Genomic DNA, 25,194 nt, shown 5'->3' with positions numbered 1-25,194 from the left:
TATGCCACGGAGAAATACTTAACGCAAGTTTATGGATAGCGCAATAATTCATAATGTTTGAGAACTGGGTTACGCTTTCGCAACGTTTTCATTCGAAAATCGCGTGACAGGTAACACTTCGGGAACATTCCCCCTAAAGGGAAATCAATAAGGCATTACACTATGATTATCAGGAAACGAGATAGAGTTATGCGTCGGTTTGCTTCATTGATAGCAGCGCTGTTATTAAGCGCGTGTAGCGTGCTGCAGGGTACGCCGCAACCTGCACCGCCTGTCGCCGATCACCCGCAGGAAATCCGTCGCGATCAAACGCAAGGACTACAGCGGATGGGGACCGTAAGCGCGCTGGTTCGGGGCTCCCCGGATGATGCAATAGATGAAATCAGAGCGAAAGCCGTCGCTGCGAAAGCCGATTATTACGTTATCTTAATGGTTGATGAAACGGTTGTAACCGGCCAGTGGTATTCACAAGCCATTTTGTATCGTCAATAACAGTAGATTGATTTTTAGTCAGTTTTACATTGCTTTGCGTCCCTATGCGTTTACCTGTGCACAATAAACAAACAGGTTTACCGTGATGGAGCGTCCTGTTAAATACGGGGTATGTAATAAGGAGCTGACGATGAAACAAGAACTTGCCTTATCCTCACTGCTGCTTTCTGCCGGACTGGTGAGTACGACGGCACAGTCTGCCGAATTCGCCAGTGCTGACTGCGTAACGGGTCTGAATGAAATCGGCCTGATCTCGGTCAGTAATGTTGCAGGAAACCCACAGGATGTGGAGCGGATTATCGCCCTGAAAGCCGATGAACAGGGTGCGTCCTGGTACAGAATTATTCAAATGTATGAAGAACAACAGTCGGATAACTGGCGCGTACAGGCGATACTCTATGCCTGATGCCGCGTGGCTCGCGCCGGATGGCATGTACTACAGGCCAAACGTTACCGCAGTCCCCCGGTCGCCCTTAACAGTAAATCATTTTGCACCTGGGCAGGCAGCGGCATTTCGCCGCGTGTATCCAGCATCATCTGACACCACGCTTGCGCCAGCGGCGGCGAGGCATGACGCAGCATTTCCGCTCCGCACCCCAGCAGGAAAAGCTGCTGCGTAATCTCTCTGCCCATTGCTTCGTCCGGTTTGCGTAAACGTTGCTGTAGCTGACGTACCGCGCGGTCGTAATGGCGATCCTGACCTTTGACTTCCGCAAAAGCTTCACTCAATACGTCATAGACGCCGTGTTGTTTTGTCAGCACCCGAAGTACATCCAGACACATGATATTGCCGGAACCTTCCCAGATACTGTTCACCGGCATTTCACGGTACAGGCGCGGGAGTTCGCTCTCTTCGCAATACCCCATCCCGCCGAGAACCTCCATCACCTCAGCCACAAAAGGGATTCCCTGCTTACAGATGGCGAATTTCGCCGCTGGCGTGAATAATCGCGCCCATAATGCCTCTTTCGCCTCGCGACGTTGCTCCCAGGCGCGCGCCAGCCGAAACAAAAGCGCTGTCTGCCCTTCCAGGCATAGCGCCATACGACTTAAGGTTTGTCGCATCAACGGTTGTTCGATCAGCGGCTTACCAAAAGCCTGACGCTGATGAGCATGGTAAATCGCGACTGAAAATGCGCGCCGCATTAAGCCATGACTCCCGAGCGCGCAATCAAGACGCGTCATACCGCCCATCTTTAAGATATGCCGAATCCCTTCGCCCTCTTCTCCCAGCCGCCAGCCGACGGCATCCTGAAACTCGACTTCGGCGCTGGCATTAGATCGATTACCGAGTTTATCTTTCAGGCGTTCAAGGCGAACAGAGTTCCGTTGCCCGTCTGGCAGGAAACGCGGCACAAAGAAACAGGATAGTCCTCCTTTTGCCTGCGCCAGCACGAGGTGCGCATCGCTTTGCGGCACAGAGAAAAACCATTTATGTCCCACCAGCCGATATGAATCATCCGCCAGCCGCTCCGCGTGGGTCGTATTACTGAGTACGTCAGATCCGCCCTGCTTTTCCGTCATTCCCATGCCGATAAGCAGGCCCCGTTTTTGCCCGCCCGGCAGCAAATGCGAATCGTAGCGATCGCTGCGCAGCGGCGCCAGCCAGTCATGGAAAGTGGCGGGAAGCATCTGCAATAGCAACGGCGTCGCGGCAAAGGTCATCGTGACAGGACAGAGTGTTCCCGCTTCTACCTGAGCATGTAATACAAAACGCGCCGCCCGGGCGACAAAACTTCCCGCCCTTGCCTCTTCCTCCCAGGCCAGGTTATGTACCCGATTAGCGCAAAGCCCCTGCATCAACAGGTGCCAGGCGGGGTGAAAGCGAACGTCATCCAGACGCTGTCCCTGGGGATCGTAACGCAGCAACTCAGGAGGATGCGCGTTCGCCAGACGCCCCAGTTCCAGTGATTCCGCCGTTCCCAGTTGTTGGCCAATACTGGCGAGAAGATCGCTATCCCATCCCGCGCCTTCCCGGGAAACCGCTTCACACAGCGCGCCATCAGACAGGAATAAGTTACTGTTATTGAGCGGAGCAGGTTGATTAAAGACGGTATGTGTTTGCCAGGACATGGTGTCTCCCTCCTTCAATGGCGCTGAAGTCAAGTATGGTCATGACTGCGCCATTGACGCCGGAGCAAGATCACAAAAGTATGATTAACCGGCAATATAATGTGGGACGAAACGGGAAGTGTCTTTGGTAATCAGCGTATTGTCCTCGCGAATCCCCATCCCGGAGGCTTCATCGTCAATGATCCAACTGCCAATCAGCGTATAGCTATCGCCAAAGCGCGGCAAAGGCTGAAACGCCTGGTAAATCATCGGCTCGTCAGCGTAGTCGCCGTCGGCATGATCGATAACATTTTGCCGCTCGTCGAAAATCGTGACGTTGCCGCCTTCACGTGAATAAATCGGCTTCCGCACGCTGCTTTCGCCTGGCGCTGCGAGCGATTTTTCGCCCTCAAACCAGGCCGGCAGCAGATTCGGATGGCCAGGGAAAAAGCGCCACAATAACGGCAACAGCCCTTTGTTACTCAGAATACTTTTCCACAATGGCTCAATCCATTGCTCACGCCGTTTTCGCAACAGCGGGCCGTTGTCGTCGCGCATCATCCACTCCAGCGGGTAGAGCTTAAAGGCGCGGCGAATCACGTTATCGTCCAGATCGGTCAGCACGCCGCCTACGCCAAGCCCCAGTTCTTCAATATAGATAAATCGCGTTTCCTGCCCCGCCTGCTGCGCGCAATCCTGAAGGTACAGCACCGTCGTGCGATCTTCGTCGGTATCTTCACAACAGCAAAAGTAGAGCGGTTCCCGACTGTACAGCTCGCTGAAGCGGGCGATCAGCCGCTCCTGTATCGCGTTGTATTGATCGGCATCACGCGGGATGGCGCCGCTACGACGGGCATCCTCCAGCCATAGCCATTGAAAGTAGGAGGACTCATAGAGCGACGTCGGCGTATCCGCATTGTATTCCAGCAATTTAACCGGATCTTTGCCGCACCAGACGAAATCCATCCGCCCGTAAAGCGAAGGATCGCGGCTGCGCCAACTTTCGGCGATGACATCCCAGTACAATGGCGGGATCGCCAGCTGCTGCATGATCTGCTCATCCCGGACGGCCCGCTCGACAACCTCCAGACACATCTGATGAAGCTCTGCGGTCGGTTTTTCGATCTGTTCTTCAATTTGCCGTAATGTAAAACGGTAGGCCCGGCTTTCATCCCAGTAAATTTCGTTATCGATAACATGAAAGTCAAAACCGTGATCGCAGGCGATCTTATCCAGATCCCGGCGTATCGGTACGTTATGTCGTAGCATGGTTAGCCTCCCCAGTGCCCGCGGGCGCTGGAAGAACGACCATAGCCGCCGCGGGAGACGGTGGACGCTTTCCGTGTGATATAACCAGGGCTGGTCGCGGTATCGCTTTTCCCTGTGCCGCTGCGCCACGCATAGTCGCCGGATGTGGTGCGCCAAACGGGACGGGAGACGTAGGATGAACCGCCGCTGCTATAGATATATTGTTCGTCACGGTTCTGACGAATCGCGCGGCTGAGTAAAAAGCCGCTTAATACCGGAACCCAGCTCCGCTCGGTGATATCAAAGTAGCAATCGCCAAACTGCGTCTGACAGCGCTCCTGCGTCAATTGCTTAGGCACATTCGCGTAAAATTCTGTTTTCGCATTATTCCAGCCGTCAGCGCAAACGCTGGCGCTATTGCCATCGTCAATACAGTCGTTCACCGTGGCGTAAAACGTCCCATCGCCGTCGTTGTCACTATTGCTGCCGTCACCGTACCCTTTCAGGAGAAAAAAGGCCGCTCCGCCCATAATCGCCAGCGTCAGGTATTTTGGCGTGTAGCGATTTCGTTGCCGCTCAAAGGGATTGACCGGTTCGGCTATCCGTCTTATTGCCGAATGGCCTACGCCGGATGTGCTTCTGGATTTTCGTTTTTTTGCCATGATCTTCCGTTACCATGTCATACAGGCAGCGTTAAAAATACCGCCAGCCAGCGCTGCGGTTCCCATAAATAGCCCCGCCGCCACGTTGTGATTAATAATTTTTTCGCTCAGCGTAGGCATGTATAACCTTACGCAACCATAAATCAGCAGCTGAATAACCAGCGCAATGCCGCCCCAGGCAAAATAGTCCGGGATACTGACCGAGTTTATCGCCGCGCTGGATAAGGGGATGACATAGCCCAGCAACGTACCGCTAAAGGCCAGCGATGCCGCAGTATTGTTATTTTTTATCAACTGCCATTCATTATGCGGCGTTATCTTTGAGTAAATAAAAAGAAATACAATGACCATTGCCGCGCCAATAAAAAAATAGGCGCAGAAAGCCAGTAATGCGTCCAGTATATGCATAATTTCCCTGTATGTGCTTAACCAATAACCGTCAGTGAAGTGAGCGGGATATCCACGCCGAGGGCGCGTGAAAACACCCATTCAGGCTCACCGCGCTCGTTAAATGATTCTTCCCCGTTCAATAGAAGATACTCCCAGGCGTCATCCGTCACCTGGCGCTGGAAGCCCATCGTAAAATTGTGAACGTCCCATTTCTCTGCCTGCTGATTTTCAACCTTTTCCAGCATGTAGACAGGTTCAATATTGCCCGGCTCTTCATGGTTAAAAAAACGCTGCCAGCGCCGTTCTTGCCAGTTGAGCGTCATCGGCCCTATTGCCGCTGGCGCAATGGCTGAACGCCAGTGACGTTCCTCGTTAATACCGAAACTTTCCTCATATACAAAAAGTTTGATGTCATCAATGTCGTCAACATCCGTGCCGCCAGTGGTGTTAATTTGCAAAAACTCATCGCCCGAGGTGTAGTAGCGAAAAATCTGACTGCCGCCGCCTAAATCTATGCGACTCGCTGCCGCGACAGTGTATTTTTCACCCGGTAGCTCCACCAGCAACGACGACTCCAGTAGCCGGAATGCCAGCGTATCCAGCGTGAAACCGGCGTTAAGATGTAATCCTAATGGTCCGCGAATCGGAGCTGGCGCGCTTGTTTTACCGAGCAAACGCTGAAAAAATTGCATCATAGGGGAACCTCTATCTCTTGCCATGCGACCTCTTCAGCCAGAATGCGATTATTACCGACCAGATGTAGCCACATACCGCCTCTGACTTCAGTTGAAATCACCGGATTCAATTCCATACCACGACCATTCTTGCAGTGACTGATCCCCAGCACCGTCGCGTCATGATGAAGCTTCATATAACGCATTAGCGCGCCGTATCGCATAGGCGCGACAGAAGCCGGGACAGGCAGCGCGAATCCGGTATCGCCCAGCATCGGATTCATAATGGAAGCGACAGATTGCGATGATCCTGGGTCCTGAATGGAACGGGAAAGTTGTTCAGCGGAAAGGTTACGGACTATCTCCATGCGCGGGCAGTGGGTTTCCAGTAATCCGGCATAACGCTCGTCTTCCAGATAAACCACAATATGGCACTGCGCGGGTACATAGTCTGCCAGCGAGAGCGCCGCCGTGAAGGTCTGCTCATCGGTACGAGCGAAAATAATCACGCTCTGGCACTGCTCCAGCCCCATGCGCTGGTGTTCCTGCGGATCGTTAAAGTTGCTGATGCGGATAAAATCCACCCAGTTATTACCCGGCAGCGGATGCTGAATATCTTCCAGTTCGCACAGCAGAACCCGTTCAAAGGCACGCCGCTTGTCATATAGCAGCAATGAGATCATCTTTTCGGTTTGATGACCCCGCCAGCCAATCACCAGCATATGATGGTGTAAATGGCGATAATCGCCCATGCCCGTTATTCCTTTCGCTAACATTCCCTGCACCTGCGCAATCACTTTTCCCATTAACGCGCCGAACAACCCGACGCTAACCGGAATTTGCCACAGCGCGGTGAACAGACGTCCTGGCGCCGTCTGCGGGCTAAGATCGCCAAAACCTAATGTGGAACCCACCACCGAGCAGTAATAGATAAAATCGCTTAACTGGCTCACCAACGCGCTTTCGCGCAACAGGCGCAGCACCAGATAACAAAGCAGATACTGCCCGATAAACAGGCCCAGCAAAGCGGGCCAGGTCAGTCTGGACAAATGACGCTGGCAGGTTTTGACAATCCACGTAAAGAGCATTATTCGCCTTGTTGACGCTGTAAACGCGCCAACACATCCTGAGCATTGCTTTTATTGGTTGCGCCAATACCCGCCTGCGCCAGTTTTTCGTCCAGGTCGCGTCCATCGGCGACTTTTTCCAGCTGCGCGGCGGCATCCAGCCGGGCCTGGCGTTCAGCCTGACGCGTTTGTAAACGTTTAAGCGACTCCGCCGCCGTAGACACATTCGACGCGGCTCCGACGGTCGAAGTCGTCACCGCCTGCTGCGCGCGCTGCATGGCTTCTGTCGCCTTAACCACTTCAAGTTGCTGCTCAAACTGCGCAATCCGCTGGCCTGTCGCCGTTACGGCCTTCTCCACCGCATCGCGAGAGGCTTCCAGATTAGTCAGCACCTGTTCTTCGGCAAGAATGGCATTTTCCAGACGGGCTATTTCTTCCGCCACTTCGTTGAGTAAAGCGGCGTCGACATTCTTACTCATTGCCGCCAACGCCCGCGTTTCAAGGCTGGCTTTACGCTCACGTAAATCATTCAGCTTGTCATGGCTTAACTTCACCCGCGCCAATAAATCCACTCTGGATTTACCCGCTTTATCCAGCTCGGCTTTTGCGTCGCGAATATGCTGCTCCAGCATACGTACACCCTGTGCTTCATCAATGGCTTCTTCTGCCTGAGCAACGAATGATTTACCTAACGTGAACAAACTTTTTAAAATTCCCATGTAAGCCGCCTGTATTATTCCTGTGAATAGACTTGTGTTATTTCAGCGATATCCAACGCATTTTCTACAAGCGTGGTGATTTCCAGCGTCACGTCGGCAAGCGACGAATTTAACGACAACGCGCCAAAAGCGACATAATATTCCTCCTGTTTTACCTGGGTAATACCGACCGAAGACAGCGGTAAAACCTTCTGATTTCTCAGTAAGAAAAGATTAAATTCCGCGGTATCTCTAATCGTATTTACCGGACAGATATAAGTCTCGATAACTATTTGTTGCGAGGTAAATAAAACCGCCAGTGGTAAATCGCCATAATCATTCATTTTTATTATTAATGAGGATTCATTATTTTCTATATCAATATCTAATTCGGCGATGTTGTTTAATGCATCCGCCAGCGTCCGTGGAGTCCATGCCATATTTTTATCTCTATCTCATTTTTATAAATAAAAGAAATTACAGGGTAGGTTTTTCTTTTTATATTACCAGCCAGAGATAAAAAAAAACCATCCGATTATGGATGGTTTTTTCTTAAAAAATACTATTAGCGTCAGGTTCGCTGGCGAACGGCTTCAAACAGACAAATCCCGGTCGCAACAGAGACATTCAGCGACGACACGCTACCGGCCATAGGAATGCTGATCAGCTCATCGCAGTGCTCACGGGTCAGACGACGCATACCTTCACCTTCTGCGCCCATGACCAGCGCCATGCGGCCAGGCATTTTGCTCTGATACAGCGTATGGTCAGCCTCGCCCGCCGTTCCGACAATCCAGATATTCTCTTCCTGCAACATGCGCATCGTGCGCGCCAGGTTGGTGACGCGGATCAATGGCACGCTTTCTGCTGCGCCGCAGGCGACTTTCTTCGCCGTCGCGTTAAGTTGCGCGGAGCGGTCTTTCGGCACGATTACCGCATGTACGCCTGCGGCATCGGCGCTGCGCAGACAGGCGCCAAGATTATGCGGATCGGTGACGCCATCGAGGATCAACAAAAAGGGGCGATCGTGTAATGCGATCAGATCCGGCAGATCGTTTTCCTGATACTGCCGGCCTGGTTTCACGCGAGCGATAATACCCTGATGCACGGCACCGTCGCTTTTCTCGTCGAGATATTGGCGGTTTGCCAGCTGGATAACCACGCCCTGGGACTCAAGGGCGTGAATCAGCGGCAACAGACGTTTATCTTCACGGCCTTTTAAAATAAAGACTTCCTGAAAACGTTCAGGGGCGCGCTCCAGCAGGGCCTGCACTGCGTGGATGCCGTAAATCATTTCGCTCATTAATGTACTCATTGTTTACGTTTTGCCGGGGGCGCTACGCTTGCCCGGCCTACAGATAATTCACCCTCTTCTGTTTGAAGAGGGTATTGCTCACTCTGCCGCTTTTTTCTTCGCCGCACGCTTCGCTTTGGTCGCTGCGGCTATTTTCTGCGTTTTAGCCGATGGCTTTTTTGCTTTTCTCGCGTCTTTTTTCGCTGCTTTCGGCTTCGCTTTTTTCTCGCCGCGGAAGGCGCTATCAGGCTCGAAGTTAACTTTTTTACCTACCTGACGACGTTTACCGGCGTTTTTACTTTCACCTTTTTTCGCTTTTTCACGCGCCGTTTTGCCGACGTTACGCGGTGCGCGCTCGCTGGAGATCAGGCTAAAGTCAATTTTCCGTTCGTCCATATTCACCGCTTCGACGCGTACCTCGACCCGGTCGCCCAGGCGATATGTCTGCCCACCGGACTCGCCAATCAGACGTTGCCCTACCTGATCGAAGCGATAGTAATCGTTATCCAGTGAGGAAACGTGTACCAGCCCATCGATAAACAGTTCATCAAGACGGACAAAGAAGCCGAAACCGGTGACGCTGGCAATCACGCCCTTAAAGACGTTGCCTACCTGATCCAGCATAAAGTCACATTTCAGCCAGTCGGAGACATCACGCGTCGCTTCATCAGCGCGGCGTTCCGCCATCGAACAGTGCTGACCGAGCTGCAACATCTCTTCCATCGAGTAGTGATAACCGCCCGTTTCTGTGGTGTTGCCCTTGTACCCTTGCTCTTTAGCCAGCAGGTACTTAATGGCACGGTGCAAAGAAAGATCCGGATAGCGGCGAATCGGCGAGGTAAAGTGTGCATAAGACTGCAACGCCAGGCCAAAGTGCCCGCGGTTTTCCGGATCGTAAATCGCCTGCTTCATTGAACGCAGCAGCATAGTTTGCAGCATTTCGGCGTCCGGCCGGTCGGCAATCGATTCAAGCAGTTCGGCATAATCGCGCGGTTCCGGTTTATTTCCGCCCGGCAGCTCCAATCCCAGCTCCGCCAGTACGGAACGGAATGAGGTGATCGCTTCGGTGGTGGGCTTATCATGAATACGGAATAGCGCCGGCTCTTTAGCTTTTTCGACAAAGCGCGCCGCCGAGATATTCGCCATGATCATGCACTCTTCGATAAGCTTATGCGCGTCATTACGCTGGGTCTGTTCGATACGCTCAATGCGACGTTCGGCGTTAAAGATAAACTTCGCCTCTTCGCTCTCAAACGAGATCCCCCCGCGCTCTTCACGCGCTTTATCCAGCACTTTGTAGAGGTTGTGCAGCTCTTCAATATGCTTCACCAGCGGCGCATATTGTTCACGCAGATCCTGATCGCCCTGCAGCATATGCCAGACTTTGGTATAGGTCAGACGCGCATGGGAGCTCATCACCGCTTCATAGAATTTGTAGCCGGTCAGCCGACCTTTCGCCGAGATGGTCATTTCACAGACCATACACAGCCTGTCAACCTGCGGGTTTAGCGAACACAGGCCGTTGGAGAGCACCTCCGGCAACATTGGGACAACCTGTGACGGGAAGTAAACCGACGTGCCGCGATTGCGCGCCTCGCGATCCAACGGCGTTGGCGGCCGTACATAATAGCTCACGTCAGCAATAGCGACCCACAAACGCCAGCCGCCGCCGCGTTTTTTCTCACAGTAAACCGCGTCGTCAAAGTCACGGGCATCTTCGCCATCAATAGTGACCAGCGGCAAATCGCGCAGATCGACACGACCGACTTTCGCCTCTTCCGGCACCTCTTCTTTCAGCCCGGCGACCTGCTGCTCTACCGCCTGCGGCCAGATGTAAGGTATTTCATGGGTACGCAGCGCCATATCAACCGCCATACCGGTGCCCATATTGTCGCCCAGCACTTCGACGATTTTCCCTACTGCTTTAGTACGGCGAGTTGGACGTTGGGTCAGTTCAACCACGACCACGAACCCCATCCGCGCGCCCATGACGTCTTCTGGCGGGATAAGAATGTCGAAGCTTAGGCGGCTGTCGTCCGGCACCACAAAGCCGACGCCCGCATCGGTGAAATAACGCCCGACTATCTGACTGGTTTTCGGTACCAGTACACGGACGATACGCGCTTCGCGGCGACCTTTACGATCGGCGCCCAGCGGCTGCGCCAGCACCTGATCGCCATGAATACAGGTTTTCATCTGCTCGCTGGAAAGATACAGATCGTCTTTGCGGCCTTCGACACGTAAGAAACCGTAACCATCACGATGACCGATCACGGTGCCTTTCAGCAGGTCGAGGCGTTCCGGCAGCGCATAGCACTGGCGGCGGGTAAAGACCAGTTGTCCATCGCGCTCCATCGCGCGCAGGCGGCGACGCAAGGCTTCAAGCTGCTCTTCGCCTTCAATATTCAGTTCTACGGCCAGTTCTTCGCGACTGGCCGGTTTTTCACGTTTCGTTAAATGTTCGAGGATAAATTCCCGGCTCGGGATAGGATTCGCGTATTTTTCTGCTTCGCGTTCCTGGAAAGGATCTTGTGACATTGAGGTTCCTCCATTGTCATCTCTAATGAAGTTTACTTCACTCCACCAGTAATAATTTATAAAGCGGTTGATTCTCTTCAACCAAATCGGCAAGCGTGTAGTTATCCAGCTCCTTGAGAAAACTCTGCACGGCCTTAGAAAGCGCCTGTTTCAGACGACAGGCAGGGGTGATGTGGCAAAATTCGCTGCTACAGTTGACCAGTGATAAGGGTTCCAGCTCACGCACCACATCGCCAATACAAATAGTATTAGCCGGTTTACCCAGGCGGATACCGCCATTTTTTCCCCGAACGGCGGTGACAAAGCCCGCCCGGCTAAGCTGATTGATAATTTTGACCATATGATTACGGGACACGCCGTAGACTTCTGTCACCTCAGAAATGCTGGTCATTCGTCCATCTGGTAACGACGCCATATAGATTAGCGCACGTAAGCCGTAATCGGTGAAACTCGTTAACTGCACATCAACCTCAGGAAAAGGGAAAACGGGATATAACTTATCTGTATTGATGATAAACCAGCCACCTGTCAGGCTGCTAATTTATTTCGGTTCAGGAAGGAAAAAAGCGAGGATTTAGCACTGTGTCGGATAGCGTAATGGCTTACCCGACACAGCAATGTATCACACTGTTAGCCCGGCAAGCAAAATATCTGCCAGGCGTACCAGATTTACGCGTCGAACGGATCGCGCAGAATCATCGTCTCAGTACGATCGGGGCCGGTAGAAATAATATCAATCGGCACGCCGGTCAGTTCTTCGATACGTTTGATGTAGTTCAGCGCCGCCTGCGGCAGGCCGCTACGATCTTTCACGCCGAAGGTGGATTCAGACCAGCCCGGCATAGTTTCGTAAATCGGCTCTACACCTTTCCAGTCGTCAGCTGCCAGCGGAGTGGTAGTCACTTCGCGGCCATCCGGCATACGATAAGCCACGCAGAGTTTCACCTCTTTCAGGCCATCCAGCACGTCCAGTTTGGTCAGGCAGAAGCCAGACAGGGAGTTCAGCTGTACCGCACGACGAACGGCAACGGTGTCCAGCCAGCCGGTACGACGACGACGGCCGGTAGTGGCGCCGTATTCGTTACCCTGCTTGCAGAGGAACTCGCCGGTTTCATCAAACAGTTCGGTCGGGAACGGACCTGCACCTACACGAGTGGAGTAAGCTTTGAGGATACCCAGAACGTAATCAACATAACGCGGGCCCAGGCCGGAACCGGTCGCCACGCCACCTGCAGTGGTGTTAGAAGAAGTTACGTACGGATAAGTACCGTGGTCGATATCCAGCAGGGTACCCTGCGCACCTTCAAACATGACGAAATCGCCACGCTGACGCGCCTGGTCGAGCAGGTCCGAAACGTCAACAACCATAGAAGTCAGGATGTCGGCAACAGCCATCGTATCATCCAGAACTTTCTGGTAATCAACCGCTTCAACTTTGTAGTAGTTAACCAACTGGAAGTTGTGATATTCCATCACTTCTTTCAGTTTTTCAGCGAAGGTTTCTTTGTCGAAAAGGTCACCAACACGCAGACCGCGACGTGCCACTTTATCTTCATAAGCAGGCCCGATTCCACGACCGGTGGTGCCGATCGCTTTCGCGCCACGCGCTTTCTCACGCGCGTTATCCAGCGCAACGTGATAATCAAGGATCAGCGGACAGGCTTCAGACAGCAGCAGACGCTCACGAACGGGGATGCCACGGTCTTCCAGTTCTTTCATCTCTTTCATCAGCGCGCTCGGAGACAGCACAACACCGTTACCGATGATGCTGGTTACATTCTCGCGAAGAATACCTGATGGAATAAGATGGAGAACGGTTTTTTCACCGTTGATTACGAGAGTATGGCCTGCGTTGTGACCGCCCTGGTAGCGTACAACATATTTAGCCCGTTCAGTCAGAAGATCGACGATCTTTCCTTTACCTTCGTCACCCCATTGGGTGCCCAGTACGACGACGTTGTTACCCATTTTTCAAAATCACCGTTTGCTTAAAAATGGATTCTACCATCGCTTTTTCAGATATACAGCACTTTTTGCACTCAATCTGCGGCAAATCCGACCACTTTTTGTTCAGCCAATCGTTTTCCTCAACATGTAGTAGACCACAACTCCCGCAACCACAAGTCCGCCGCCAAAACGTCGTAAAACATTTTCCGGCAGTTGCGCCAGTGCCGAAACCATTTTTTTCCATGCGCCGGGATACAGCATCGGTCCCAGCCCTTCGAGGACTAATACCAGAGCAAGCGCCAACCAGATTGTTGAATTCATTTATCGCCCTTATAAAAGAAAACCACCGGCATCCTTTGGATGCGGTGGTTTTGCTGGTCTAAAACCGCTGACGCTATTTTAGCGTGTCGTCGAACTCGGTGTCTTCATGTAGCGGAAGAAATCGCTGTCCGGGCTCAATACCATCACGTCCTGATTACCTTCGAAGCTCTTCTCGTAAGCGCGCAGACTACGAATGAACGCGTAGAAATCAGGGTCCTGACTGAACGCGTCGGCAAACAGCTTCGCGGCTTCAGCATCACCTTCACCACGCATGATACGCCCCTGACGCTCGGCTTCCGCCAGAGTTTTCGTCACCTCATAGTCAGCAGCCGCACGCAGTTTTTCCGCTTCTTCCTGACCTTGTGAACGATGACGACGCGCGACCGCTTCACGCTCGGCGCGCATACGGTTGTAAATCGCCTCAGAAACCTCGGTCGGCAGGTTGATCTGCTTAATACGCACATCGACCACTTCGATACCCAACGCCGCCATACTGTTCGGGTTGATGACCGGTACTTTACCTTTGGTTTCCGCCGTAACGCGTTCCGCCGCTTCGGCAATCGCGTCATCCGCCGCCGGGGTCGCTACTTCATCATCGGTACCGGCTGAACCGGAGTTCAGCGCGTCGCGCACTTCCAGAGTCAGACGACCACGAGAATCGGTCACGATGTCTTTTACGTCCAGGCGACCAATCTCAGAACGCAAACGGTCCGAGAATTTACGTTTTAACAGCACTTCGGCTTGCGAAATATCGCCGCCGCCGGTCGCCAGATAGTAACGGCTAAAGTCGCTGATACGCCATTTGATGTAAGAGTCGACAATCAGGTCTTTCTTCTCTTTAGTCACAAAGCGATCGGCCTGGTTATCCATCGTCTGGATACGCGCATCAAGCATTTTCACTGATTCAATAAACGGGATCTTAAAGTGCAGACCCGGCGCGTAAACCAACGGTTTGTTCTCATCGTCACGCAGAACTTTACCAAAACGCAGCGTAATGCCGCGCTCGCCCTCTTTGACCACAAAGACGGACATGTAGAGCACTACCAGCACGATGATGATAATCGCAATAACTGACTTACGCATCGTTATTCCCCCTGACGCTGGTAGTCGTTACGCTGCGCATTCGCGCGGCGTTGGTCCATAATATCGCCCTGATTTGAGGACGACGTGTTGCTTGCTCCGCTGGCGTTAGACTTTGTGGACGGCGGCAGGCGCAGCAGGTTGCTGGCGCTATTGTCGCTCTTTGCCGCCGGCGCATTCCCGCCTTTCAGCATCTGATCTAACGGCAGCACCATTAAATTACCGCTCTTGTCGTTAACCAGTACTTTACGGGTATGGCTCAGCACTTTTTCCATCGTTTCAATATACAGACGCTCGCGTGTAATCTGCGGCGCGGCTTTATATTCCGGCAAAATCTTCGCAAACCGGGCGACTTCACCCTGCGCTTCCAGGATAGTCTGGGTTTTATAGGCGCGTGCCTCTTCCAGAATACGCTGCGCCTGACCGTTGGCGCGCGGCTGAACTTCGTTGGTATACGCTTCCGCTTCACGAATGTACTGCTGCTCGTTTTCACGTGCGGCAATCGCGTCGTCAAAGGCGGCTTTCACCTCTTCCGGCGGGCGCGCAGCCTGGAAGTTCACGTCCAGCAGGGTAATCCCCATGTTGTACGGTTTGATAGTCTCTTCCAGCTCGCGTTGGGTATCGCTACGAATAACGGTACGGCCTTCGGTCAGGATGCGATCCATCGTGTATTTACCAATGACGCCACGCAGCGCGCTGTCGGTGGCCTGACGCAGGCTATCGTCCGGGCTGGTCACGCTAAACAGATATTTCTGCGGATCGGTGACGCGGTATTGCACGTTCATTTCAACGCGCACGACGTTTTCATCAGACGTCAGCATCACGCCTGACGCCGCCAGTTCGCGCACCGCTTCGACGTTCACCGGCGTGACGTCGTCAATAAATGTCGGCTTCCAGTTCAGACCTGGCTCTACCAGATGGCTGAATTTACCAAAACGCGTCACAACGCCGCGCTCGGCTTCTTTAATGGTATAAAAACCGCTGGCCGCCCAGATAATGACTACTGCCGCCGCGGCGATGGCGACAATACGGCCTCCCAGTTGCGGACGCGGGCCTTGCGATGAGCTACCGCCGCCGGAACCGGTGCCTTTACCGCCCCCAAAACCACCGAGTTTTTTACTCAGCTTACGGAAGATATCATCCAGATCGGGAGGTCCCTGATCGCGGCCACCTTTGTTTCCATTTCCCCCAGAGTTGCTGCCAGGTTTGCTGCTTCCCCACGGGTCGCGGTCCTGTCCGTTATTACCGGGCTGATTCCACGCCATGTTTGTGCTCCATATTTGTTATGCGGTGATCCCCGTTGTCTTTCGACCTCAGAGGATAAGGCGAAATTACTCCATGCTTCAGACGAACCGCCGTTACAGACATCATCTTTCAGGCTGCGTCTTGAGTGGCGGCTTTTTTACTCCAGGTCACTTCGTTGTGAGCTCCTGAAATTCTCTCAGCTACCGCTTCAATACGACCTGAATGACTTCGCGTCTAGATCACGTATTCGATCAACGCCGGTTCTTGTTTACAGAGGCGACGCCAGTCGACAATCGGCATTCGTACCTGCAGACTGACGCTACCGTCTTCCTCCATCCACTCTTTTTCTATTGCCTGAAGCTGATAAAACCGGCTTCTCAGACGCCCTTCCTGCGGCGGCAAACGCAGCGTATGCTGCGCCACCTCGCCGGAAAGACGCTCCGTCAAAGCCTGAAAAAGCTGTGGTATCCCCACGCCGCTTTGCGCTGAAAGCCAAACGCGGATGGGTTTATTCTCTTCATCTCTGTCGATACGCGGTTCAAAGTCGTCCAGCATATCGATTTTGTTCATCACCATTAAGGTGGGGATTTCGTGAGCGTCAATCTCTTCGAGAACGGTGTTTACCGCCTCGATGTTTTCCTGCACACGAACATCCGCCGCATCGACCACATGCAGCAGCAGCGTCGCCTGACGCGTCTCTTGCAGGGTAGCTTTAAAGGCAGCCACCAGATCGTGCGGTAAATGGCGGATAAAGCCTACCGTATCCGCCAGAACGGTTTCACCGACATCCGCTACATCAATACGACGTAATGTGGGGTCCAGCGTCGCAAATAGCTGATCTGCCGCATAGACCCGCGCTTCAGTGATCTGATTAAAAAGGGTGGATTTTCCGGCGTTGGTATAGCCCACCAGCGATACCGTCGGAACGTCGGCCTTGATGCGCGACTGCCGCCCCTGCTCACGTTGCTTCTCAACTTTCTCCAGGCGCGACTGAATCTGCACAATGCGATTACGCAGTAAACGACGGTCGGTTTCGAGCTGGGTTTCACCCGGACCGCGCAAACCAATCCCGCCTTTCTGACGTTCAAGGTGGGTCCAGCCACGCACCAGACGCGTAGCCAGATGGCGTAGCTGCGCCAGCTCAACCTGCAACTTACCTTCATGGGTACGCGCACGTTGGGCAAAAATATCTAAGATAAGACCGGTGCGATCGATAACCCGGCACTCGCACAAACGCTCCAGGTTTCGCTCCTGGGCTGGACTCAATGCATGATCAAACAATACGACCGCTGCGCCAGTCGCTTTCACGGCTTCCGCAATTTCAACTGCCTTACCTTCACCTACAAAGTACTTCGGGTGCGGTGCTTTACGGCTACCGGTAATCACCTGCATTGCTTCGACACCGGCGGAAGAGACCAGAGATTCAAACTCCTGGAGGTCTTCCATATCTTTGTCTTGCGAAAAATAGATGTGTACCAGTACCGCCTGCTCACCGGCATCATAACGGTCAAACAAGCGTAAACCCTCTTAATAACCAGCGGGGGCGATTATCCGACGCCCCCGACATGGATAAACAGCGCGTGAACTTATTCAGTCTCTTCGCTGTCCTGTTGCGCAGTAGAACCCTGCGCGTTGCTACCGTGATGGTAGTTATTGCTGGCGCCGCCACCGGCATTGTTGCTGTGATGGGAAACCGGGCGAGACGGGACAACAGTAGAAATCGCGTGCTTATAAACCATCTGGCTGACCGTGTTCTTCAACAGGATCACGAACTGATCAAAGGACTCGATTTGACCTTGCAGCTTAATACCATTCACCAAATAAATAGAAACTGGAACACGTTCCCGACGCAATGCGTTCAGGAACGGATCTTGTAAAGATTGCCCCTTAGCCATTCTCTTTTCCTTATATGCTTATTTGTACTTTGAACCTTTCGATTCTGAAAAATTGCGCACGATACGTCTCAATTGTACACATTCAGTCTGCGATAGCACCAACAACCTGTAATACTTCTTTTCGCGCCCGATCGGGATTCTCACTGTCAAGCCAGCGCACCCCTTCCCAACCGCGCAACCAGGTCATCTGGCGCTTCGCCAACTGTCTCGTGGCGCAAACACCTCTATAAACCATTTCATCATATGAGATTTCGCCCTCAATGTATGACCACATCTGGCGGTATCCCACACAACGGATGGAAGGCAAGTCCGTATGCAAATCTCCTCGGGCAAAAAGCGCCCGGACTTCTGCTTCAAAACCTGAAGCCAACATCTGATGAAAACGCAGTTCAATGCGCTGATGGAGCAGTTCACGGCTCGCCGGGGCGATAGCGAACTGATGCACCTGGTACGGTAGCGCGTCTCCTGACGTTTGCGTTAGCTCCGTTAAAGTTTTACCCGAAATGAAAAAAACTTCCAGTGCCCGGGAAAGTCTTTGCGGATCATTTGGATGAATTCGCGCGGCGGCAACCGGATCTATCTCCTGAAGTTGCTGATGCAACGCCTCCCATCCAAGCTCCGCTGCTTGCTGCTCTATCCGGGATCTGACTTCCGGATCTGCTGAAGGCAGCGGCGATAACCCTTCCAGCAATGCCTTAAAATACAGCATGGTACCGCCCACTAACAGCGGGATACGCCCCGCAGCGGTGATCTCCGCCATTTGCGCTAACGCGTCGCGGCGAAAATCCGCCGCCGAATACGCCTGCGACGGGTCGCGTATATCCAGCAGTCGATGCGGCGCCGCTTTCAGCTCATCGGCATTCGGCTTAGCCGTGCCAATATCCATTCCCCGATAAATGAGGGCGGAATCAACGCTTATCAACTCTACTGGCAAAACTTTACGCAGTTCTATCGCCAGCGCCGTTTTGCCGGAGGCCGTCGGCCCCATCAAAAATATCGCCTTAGGCAGGCTCGCCTTGCTTACATCATTCATGCTTCAGGGCGTTCATCGCCGAATGTAAATCAACAGGTTGTAACAGGCCACCCGGCGGCGCTTTTACCAGCTGCGGACATAGCCGCTCAACATCCGCCAGCAGCGATATGGCCTGCGCCATCGACCACTGCGGATGTTCGCTCTGCACATTACGCGCTATCCATTGTGCAATATTGACCGTTGCAAATGTGGTCTGTTGCGCCAGGTAGCCTATCAGTTCAGGAATCAAGATTTGTAAATTTTGTTGTCGTAAGGGTAAAGGCACTGCCCGAATGGTCACATGCTGCGCATCTGACTGAAATTCAATACCCAATTCTCCCAACAAAGATTGGGCTTTTTGCAGCGCGGCTTTTTCATCGGCGCTCACTTTTAAACGCAGCGGAATCAGCAACGGCTGCGCGCAAACCGGACTTTGACCCGGTGTAAGCTGCGCCTGACGCAGCCAACGCTCCGCAACCGGCAGCGACAAGAGCTGGATAGTCCCCGCGTGTTCCAGCAACGCGCAGTCACCGCCGACTATCGTCAGTACGCGACCAAAACTCTGGCTATGTCCGTCAAGCGCAGGCGCAACCGGCTCCGGCGCGGGGCTCGTCGCCGGCGTCTGTAAAAGCGCGCGATAAACCTCGCCCTGCTGCTTCTGATAACCTGGCTGAGCGTGCGGCCAACCACCCGCGGACTGACGCCCGCCGTTGCCGCCCGATGCGCCGCCGGAATAACGCGGTGTCGCGGGCTCGCGCGCCGCAGTTGGCTCGGCGGGTACAGCAAAATGGTTGCGCCCGGCGGCGATACGGTTTTCCGGGACATGCCGCGGCGCTGGCGCAATCTCCTCCAGCGGCAGCGTCGTTTCCGTCTGCTGTTGCAGAACGCTCAGCACCCCTTGATAGATGAAGTCGTGCACCAGCCGGGATTGATGAAAACGCACTTCGTGCTTGGCGGGATGAACATTGACATCCACCTGATGCGGGTCAATCTCCAGATACAGCACAAACGCAGGCTGTTGGTCCGCGCCCAGTTTATCTTCACAGGCCTGGCGAATGGCATGGTTGATCAAGCGGTCGCGCATCATGCGGCCATTCACATAGCAGTACTGGATCTCCGTTAACGCCGTGGTGGTGTGATTCGGATCGGCGACCCAGCCGCGCAGGGTCAGATCGCCATGCTGCCACTCGATCGCCAGTGCCTGTTCGAGAAACGGCGTGCCGCAGATGGCGCCTAACCGGCGCTCTTTTTGCCCGTCCTTTGCGACAGCGCGATACTGCCGTACCAATTTGCCGTTGTGCGACAGGTTAAGCGTGACGTCAAAACGGGCCAATGCAATACGACGGATGATCTCATCGATGTGATTAAATTCCGTTTTTTCGGTACGCATGAATTTGCGCCGGGCGGGCGTATTATAAAAGAGATCCAGAACTTCCAGGGTGGTGCCGACCGGGTGCGCGGCGGGTTTTACCGTCACGTCCATGTCGCGCCCTTCCGCATACGCCTGCCAGGCTTCCGCCTGCTCCGCCGTGCGCGACGTTAGCGTCAAACGCGAGACCGAACTGATACTGGCCAGCGCTTCGCCGCGAAATCCCAGACTGATAATCGCTTCCAGATCGTCAAGCGAGGCGATTTTACTGGTGGCATGACGGGCCAGCGCCAGCGCCAGCTCCTCTTTTTTAATGCCGCAGCCATTGTCGCGAATACGAATAAGCTTCGCGCCGCCACGCTCGATGTCGATATCAACGCGGGTGGCGCCTGCATCCAGACTATTCTCTACCAGCTCTTTAACAACCGACGCAGGGCGTTCCACCACTTCGCCAGCGGCGATTTGGTTCGCAAGCTGCGGCGGCAGAACCTGAATCGGCATGAAATCTCCTTAATTCGCGGCGGTTATGGCGCCAGGCTGGTTGGTACTGGCCGTCTGGCCTGGGCCGCCCTGCGGCGCAGACTGGATCGGATGCGCTGCAAAGTACTTACGCAACCCCCGGTATATAGCGTCAGCAATCTGCTGCTGATAGCGGTCGCTCGCCAGCAATCGCTCTTCGCCGTGATTACTGATAAAGCCCGTCTCCACCAAAATGGACGGGATATCCGGCGAACGCAACACGCCCAGGCTCGCGTGTTCCGGGCGACGTTTATGCAACGACCCCACACCATCCAGTTGGCTTAGCACGTTCGTCGCCACATCATACCCTACCCGCTGCGAATGACCGAATTGCAAATCCAGTACCGCCTGGCTCAGGTAAGGGTCTGACTGACTGTTCGCCAGCACATCGCCAGCGCCGCCTAACAGTTCGGATTGCTTCTCATGCTGCTCAAGCCAGTTTGCCATTTCGCTGTTCGCGCGACGATTGGACAATACCCAGACGGAGGCGCCGGTGGCGTCGCGATTTGGCGCGGCATCCGCATGAATAGAGACAAGGAAGTTGGCGTTTTGCTTACGCGCCACGTCAGACCGCCCCATCACCGAAATAAAATAGTCGCCGTCACGCGTCAGCACGCCTTTAAACATCGGATCGTTATTCAGCAATGTGCGTAACTTACGCGCGATGGCGATGGTGACATTTTTCTCGCGCGTACCGCCCGGGCCTATCGCACCGGGGTCCTGGCCTCCATGTCCGGCATCAATAGCAATCACCACTTTATCGCCAGCGCCTGCCGACGCGCGCGCCGCAGGCCGCGTAACGGTATTGCTGCTGGTTACGCCGGTCAGGCGATCATCAGAAGATTTAAACGGATTACGGGCAGGCTCCGTCGGGCGGGGCGCGCTTTCAACCCGTTTCGCGACGACAGGCGGTGGCGGCGGCGGAACATCGGCATTAATGGTGAAAATGACCGTATAGTTGCCGCCGTTTTGCCGCTTCACCGCCTCGGTTTTACCATTTTCCGTCAGATCGACAAGCAACCGTAAAGATTGCGCATCTTTCGGCGTTCCGGCACGGATCGTTTTCACCAGATTGTTACCGCTAAACTGAAGCGGCAGCCCCTGAATCACGCCGGTCTGCCTGATATCCAGCGCCACGGTCCGTTTACCGTCCTGTGAGTAAGCATATTCCGGCTCGCCGATAAAACTCAGCGTAATGCGCGCCTGCTGCTCGCCGTTGGACACCTGAATATCAGAGAGACTGGCGGCGCCCGACTGCGCGCACAGCAGGATTAAGGCTGCTATTACGGCATTTTTGATGCGATAAATCATCCCGCCACCTTTATAGCTAATCGGCTAAACGCGCCAGTAACGAATGACCCGATGAGGATACCGCGCTTACGCGAGCCTCACGCCCCTGCGCCTGGTAATCAATATGGATTTCGACGTCCGGGTCGGGGAGAACGCCTTTACCTTGTTGCGGCCACTCCACCAGACAAATGGCGTCGTTGGCGAAATAATCGCGAATGCCCATAAACTCCAGCTCCTCCGGGTCCGCAAGACGGTATAAGTCGAAGTGATATACCATCATGTTATCAAGCGCATAAGGCTCTACCAGCGTATAGGTGGGGCTTTTTACATTACCGTTATGGCCTAACGCCTGTAAAAATCCCCGGCTAAACGTCGTTTTACCGGCACCTAAATCGCCATACAGATAAATAACGGTCGCGCCATCACAGGCGTTGGCTACCCGTTGTCCCAGGTCTAGCGTCGCCTGTTCGTCAGGTAGCGGAATTACTCGATTCATCATGGTTTACGTCAATCACATCAGGGTTAACAATACGCCGCAGCGTAGTAAAAAGATCGGTCGCCAACATGCCGCGAGCGCCATAACGCGCTGCCAGTAAGTCCGCCGCCGCGCCGTGAGCCACACATCCCACACATGCCGCATCATACGGGGTAAACTTCTGTCCGAGCAATGCGCCGATGATGCCGGACAGGACATCGCCCATCCCGCCGCTCGCCATCCCTGCATTACCAGCGTCAATGATAGCCAGAGGGTGGTGTTCAGCGGCAATAATCGTTCCTGCGCCTTTTAACACGACCACGCCTCCGTACCGTTTTACCAGACGCTGTGCTGAAAGTAAGCGATCACTTTCAATTTCTGCCACAGAACATCCTAACAGGCGGGCAGCTTCTCCCGGATGCGGCGTAATCACGCGATTGTGACGTTTATCAGGATTGATTGCCAGTAGGTTCAACGCATCCGCATCCCACAGCATAGGTTTACGGACGTTTTCTACTTTCTGTAAGGCTTTTTTGCCCCATTCCTGCTGCCCAAGCCCCGGGCCGATCACCACAACGTCAGCCCAGGTCAGGCTCTCTTCCAGCGACTGAGGCGTGAGTTCATGTACCATCAGTTCCGGGCGGGCCGTCAGCAACGGCGCGATGTTTTCACCGCGAGTCAGTACTCTGACCAACCCAGCCCCCGTACGCAGCGCCGCCTCGCCAGCCATCCGAATTGCGCCCGCTGTTCCCTGGTCGCCGCCGATAATCGCCAGACGACCATGATCGCCCTTATGCGAGGTCGGTCGACGCGGCGTTAGCCATTGCCCCAACTGCGTCGCGTCAAAACGCCGGAGCGGCGGCGTCTGGCTTGCCAGCCAGCCTTCCAGTCCCAACGCGTCATAATGCAGTATGCCGGTAACGTCACGCGCTTTGCCGGTCAGCAGGCCTGGTTTCAGGGCGATAAACGTGACCGTATGCGCGGCGCTTATCACCGCGCCAGGCGTGGCGCCCGTTTGCGCCAGCAGGCCTGACGGGATATCGACGGCGACAACCGGCGCAGGATGAGCGTTCGCCTGTTCAATCAGACCGGCTACCGGGTCGCGCGGTGCCTGGGCTATGCCGGTGCCAAGCAGCGCGTCGATAATCAGATCCGTCGCTTCCGGCCAGATAATATCGGCAGCATGGATAATGCCGCCGGCATTCAGCCAGGCATCGCGCGCCTGCGCCGCTTCTTCAGGCAACGGTTTGTCGCTCTCCTGCGCCAGCAACGTTACGCTAATGCCCGCCGCTTGCGCTAGTCGCGCCACGACGTAACCATCGCCGCCGTTGTTGCCATGACCACACAACACCAGCCAGTGTCGGGTGTCAGGATAACTGTCACGGGCTACCCGAAATGCCGCGTCGCCAGCGCGCAGCATCAATTCATAGAGTGTGAGTCCGAAGGCATCCGCCGCATCGCGTTCCAGCCGTTTGATGTCATCGGCGGGCCAAATGGAGTGTGGTATACTTACAGGGTTTTTCTTCATGTTATGGTCCATCATGTCAAAGCCCCTCGATCTCAATCAGTTAGCGCAAAATATTAAGCAGTGGGGGCTGGAGCTGGGCTTTCAGCAGGTCGGTATTACTGATACCGATCTGCGCGCATCCGAACCTGCGCTGCAGGCGTGGCTGGACAAACAATACCACGGCGAGATGGCATGGATGGCGCGCCACGGTATGATGCGCGCCCGGCCTCATGAGCTCTTACCCGGTACGCTACGTGTCATCAGCGTGCGCATGAACTATCTGCCCGCCAACGCCGCGTTTGCCAGTACGTTGAAGGATCCCACGCTGGGCTACGTTAGCCGATATGCGCTGGGGCGTGATTATCACAAGCTATTACGCAGCCGCCTTAAAAAACTGGGCGAGCAGATCCAGCAGTACTGCGGTTCGCTGAATTTTAGACCGTTTGTCGACTCTGCGCCTATTCTTGAACGCCCATTAGCGGAAAAAGCCGGACTTGGCTGGACAGGTAAGCACTCACTTATCCTTAATCGGGAGGCAGGCTCATTCTTTTTCCTGGGGGAACTGCTGATTGATTTACCGCTGCCGGTCGACCAGCCGGTCGAGGAAGGTTGCGGCAAATGCGTCGCCTGTATGACCATTTGCCCGACCGGGGCGATTGTCGAACCGTATACGGTGGACGCGCGGCGCTGTATTTCTTATCTCACCATTGAGCTGGAAGGCGCTATTCCGGAAGCATTTCGCCCACTGATAGGCAACCGTATTTACGGCTGCGATGACTGCCAGCTTATCTGTCCATGGAATCGTTACTCTCAGTTGACCGACGAAGCAGATTTTAGCCCACGCAAGGCGCTGCATAACCCAGATTTGGTTGAGTTGTTTAGCTGGAGCGAAGCGCAGTTTCTGAAAGTCACTGAAGGTTCTGCGATTCGGCGCATTGGTCATTTACGCTGGCTGCGCAATGTTGCCGTCGCGCTGGGGAATGCGCCGTGGAGTAATGCCGTCATTACGGCGCTGGAAAGCCGCAAGGGTGAGCATCCACTTCTCGATGAGCATATCGAATGGGCGATTGCGCAACAAATTGAAAAGCGCAACGCCTGCATCATTGAAGTGCAGCTACCGAAAAAACAGCGTCTGGTCAGGGCGATTGAAAAAGGGCTGGTGCGCGATGCCTGAATTATTCACAGGCTGTGTATAAAAATAAAAACACATTGCGATTCAAGAGGGAAAAAAGGAACAGTCAATAACGCTAACGTTTTGAAATCTTATTTTTTCTATATTTTTCAGTAAATTATAGAAATTCTACGCGTCAGGTATAATTTTTTGCATTCCAGGAGTAATGGGCCAACCTGTGGATAAGTCTGTTTACAAGGATCTGACGAAAGCGGAACAAAACGTGCCCCAACGCGATATTCGTTGTG

General features: G+C 54.0%; 25 protein-coding genes. 3 read left to right on the top strand and 22 right to left on the bottom strand.

Annotation, left to right across the window (positions count from 1 at the left end; translation table 11 throughout):
* The first annotated feature begins 162 nt into the window (after window positions 1-162).
* Window positions 163-492 carry a biofilm peroxide resistance protein BsmA gene (gene bsmA / locus EOS97_RS12520; RefSeq protein WP_000586836.1) on the top strand — a complete coding sequence of 110 codons (330 nt, stop codon included), beginning with the start codon at window positions 163-165 and terminating at the stop codon, window positions 490-492.
* A gap of 130 nt (window positions 493-622) precedes the next feature.
* Window positions 623-898 (top strand): DUF1471 family protease activator YjfN, encoded by a 276-nt coding sequence (yjfN, locus tag EOS97_RS12515; protein WP_001518964.1) that lies wholly within the window; start codon window positions 623-625, stop codon window positions 896-898.
* Window positions 899-942: 44 nt separating this feature from the next.
* On the opposite strand, the gene EOS97_RS12510 is transcribed toward yjfN, so the two are convergent.
* The 22 genes from EOS97_RS12510 to nnr form a co-directional block, all read right to left on the bottom strand.
* The gene (locus tag EOS97_RS12510; RefSeq protein WP_000118967.1) at window positions 943-2,565 is read right to left on the bottom strand and encodes an isovaleryl-CoA dehydrogenase; all 1,623 of its coding nucleotides are present in this window, start codon (window positions 2,563-2,565) and stop codon (window positions 943-945) included.
* Between the two features lie 84 nt (window positions 2,566-2,649).
* Entirely contained in the window at window positions 2,650-3,813 is a 1,164-nt protein-coding gene (locus EOS97_RS12505) for a glutathionylspermidine synthase family protein (RefSeq protein ID WP_000943934.1), read from the bottom strand.
* A gap of 2 nt (window positions 3,814-3,815) precedes the next feature.
* The gene (locus EOS97_RS12500) at window positions 3,816-4,454 is read right to left on the bottom strand and encodes a DUF1190 domain-containing protein (RefSeq protein WP_001085607.1); all 639 of its coding nucleotides are present in this window, start codon (window positions 4,452-4,454) and stop codon (window positions 3,816-3,818) included.
* A gap of 9 nt (window positions 4,455-4,463) precedes the next feature.
* Window positions 4,464-4,862: a DUF350 domain-containing protein gene (locus tag EOS97_RS12495; RefSeq protein WP_000547738.1), complete on the bottom strand. Its 399-nt coding sequence runs from the start codon at window positions 4,860-4,862 to the stop codon at window positions 4,464-4,466.
* A 17-nt stretch (window positions 4,863-4,879) separates the two neighbouring features.
* Window positions 4,880-5,563, bottom strand: a complete 684-nt coding sequence (locus EOS97_RS12490) for a YjfK family protein (protein WP_000090294.1) — start codon at window positions 5,561-5,563, stop codon at window positions 4,880-4,882.
* On the bottom strand, window positions 5,536-6,606 hold the full coding sequence (locus tag EOS97_RS12485; protein WP_000899675.1) for a potassium channel family protein: 1,071 nt from the start codon (window positions 6,604-6,606) through the stop codon (window positions 5,536-5,538). The genes EOS97_RS12490 and EOS97_RS12485 overlap by 28 nt, the downstream gene beginning before the upstream one ends.
* Window positions 6,606-7,304: a PspA/IM30 family protein gene (locus tag EOS97_RS12480; protein ID WP_000511981.1), complete on the bottom strand. Its 699-nt coding sequence runs from the start codon at window positions 7,302-7,304 to the stop codon at window positions 6,606-6,608. Before EOS97_RS12480 ends, EOS97_RS12485 begins: the two co-directional genes overlap by 1 nt.
* Before the next feature lie 14 nt (window positions 7,305-7,318).
* The gene (locus EOS97_RS12475) at window positions 7,319-7,723 is read right to left on the bottom strand and encodes a YjfI family protein (protein ID WP_000312605.1); all 405 of its coding nucleotides are present in this window, start codon (window positions 7,721-7,723) and stop codon (window positions 7,319-7,321) included.
* A 131-nt stretch (window positions 7,724-7,854) separates the two neighbouring features.
* Entirely contained in the window at window positions 7,855-8,586 is a 732-nt protein-coding gene (rlmB, locus tag EOS97_RS12470; protein ID WP_001293274.1) for a 23S rRNA (guanosine(2251)-2'-O)-methyltransferase RlmB, read from the bottom strand.
* 90 nt (window positions 8,587-8,676) lie between these two features.
* Window positions 8,677-11,115, bottom strand: a complete 2,439-nt coding sequence (rnr, locus tag EOS97_RS12465; protein ID WP_000076360.1) for a ribonuclease R — start codon at window positions 11,113-11,115, stop codon at window positions 8,677-8,679.
* 37 nt (window positions 11,116-11,152) lie between these two features.
* Window positions 11,153-11,578, bottom strand: coding sequence for a nitric oxide-sensing transcriptional repressor NsrR (nsrR, locus tag EOS97_RS12460; RefSeq protein ID WP_001177632.1), 426 nt, complete (start codon window positions 11,576-11,578; stop codon window positions 11,153-11,155).
* Window positions 11,579-11,784: 206 nt separating this feature from the next.
* Window positions 11,785-13,083, bottom strand: a complete 1,299-nt coding sequence (gene purA, locus EOS97_RS12455) for an adenylosuccinate synthase (protein ID WP_000527976.1) — start codon at window positions 13,081-13,083, stop codon at window positions 11,785-11,787.
* A gap of 102 nt (window positions 13,084-13,185) precedes the next feature.
* Window positions 13,186-13,383 (bottom strand): DUF2065 family protein, encoded by a 198-nt coding sequence (locus EOS97_RS12450; RefSeq protein ID WP_001089290.1) that lies wholly within the window; start codon window positions 13,381-13,383, stop codon window positions 13,186-13,188.
* Window positions 13,384-13,461: 78 nt separating this feature from the next.
* Window positions 13,462-14,466 (bottom strand): protease modulator HflC, encoded by a 1,005-nt coding sequence (gene hflC / locus EOS97_RS12445; RefSeq protein ID WP_001232417.1) that lies wholly within the window; start codon window positions 14,464-14,466, stop codon window positions 13,462-13,464.
* A 2-nt stretch (window positions 14,467-14,468) separates the two neighbouring features.
* Complete coding sequence (gene hflK / locus EOS97_RS12440) at window positions 14,469-15,728, bottom strand: FtsH protease activity modulator HflK (RefSeq protein ID WP_000312505.1); 1,260 nt, start codon at window positions 15,726-15,728, stop codon at window positions 14,469-14,471.
* 214 nt (window positions 15,729-15,942) lie between these two features.
* Window positions 15,943-17,223, bottom strand: coding sequence for a ribosome rescue GTPase HflX (gene hflX / locus EOS97_RS12435; RefSeq protein ID WP_000460338.1), 1,281 nt, complete (start codon window positions 17,221-17,223; stop codon window positions 15,943-15,945).
* A gap of 71 nt (window positions 17,224-17,294) precedes the next feature.
* Window positions 17,295-17,603, bottom strand: coding sequence for an RNA chaperone Hfq (hfq, locus tag EOS97_RS12430; RefSeq protein WP_001051875.1), 309 nt, complete (start codon window positions 17,601-17,603; stop codon window positions 17,295-17,297).
* An 82-nt stretch (window positions 17,604-17,685) separates the two neighbouring features.
* Complete coding sequence (gene miaA, locus EOS97_RS12425) at window positions 17,686-18,636, bottom strand: tRNA (adenosine(37)-N6)-dimethylallyltransferase MiaA (RefSeq protein ID WP_001000734.1); 951 nt, start codon at window positions 18,634-18,636, stop codon at window positions 17,686-17,688.
* A complete protein-coding gene (gene mutL, locus EOS97_RS12420; RefSeq protein ID WP_001122550.1) occupies window positions 18,629-20,485 on the bottom strand; it encodes a DNA mismatch repair endonuclease MutL in 1,857 nt (618 codons plus the stop codon). Before mutL ends, miaA begins: the two co-directional genes overlap by 8 nt.
* A gap of 9 nt (window positions 20,486-20,494) precedes the next feature.
* Window positions 20,495-21,814 (bottom strand): N-acetylmuramoyl-L-alanine amidase AmiB, encoded by a 1,320-nt coding sequence (amiB, locus tag EOS97_RS12415; protein WP_000640372.1) that lies wholly within the window; start codon window positions 21,812-21,814, stop codon window positions 20,495-20,497.
* Between the two features lie 16 nt (window positions 21,815-21,830).
* Window positions 21,831-22,292 carry a tRNA (adenosine(37)-N6)-threonylcarbamoyltransferase complex ATPase subunit type 1 TsaE gene (gene tsaE, locus EOS97_RS12410; protein WP_000981984.1) on the bottom strand — a complete coding sequence of 154 codons (462 nt, stop codon included), beginning with the start codon at window positions 22,290-22,292 and terminating at the stop codon, window positions 21,831-21,833.
* Window positions 22,264-23,811, bottom strand: coding sequence for a bifunctional ADP-dependent NAD(P)H-hydrate dehydratase/NAD(P)H-hydrate epimerase (gene nnr, locus EOS97_RS12405; protein WP_000968675.1), 1,548 nt, complete (start codon window positions 23,809-23,811; stop codon window positions 22,264-22,266). The genes tsaE and nnr overlap by 29 nt, the downstream gene beginning before the upstream one ends.
* Here nnr and queG point away from each other — a divergent pair.
* Window positions 23,810-24,949 carry a tRNA epoxyqueuosine(34) reductase QueG gene (gene queG, locus EOS97_RS12400; RefSeq protein ID WP_001805423.1) on the top strand — a complete coding sequence of 380 codons (1,140 nt, stop codon included), beginning with the start codon at window positions 23,810-23,812 and terminating at the stop codon, window positions 24,947-24,949. The genes nnr and queG overlap by 2 nt on opposite strands.
* The last annotated feature ends 245 nt before the right edge of the window (window positions 24,950-25,194 follow it).

Source organism: Salmonella sp. SSDFZ54 (genome assembly GCF_004010735.1).
Classification (GTDB): Bacteria; Pseudomonadota; Gammaproteobacteria; order Enterobacterales; family Enterobacteriaceae; genus Salmonella; species Salmonella enterica.
Note: the sequence above shows the minus strand (reverse complement) of the source record. Positions and strands in the feature narration are given on the sequence as shown.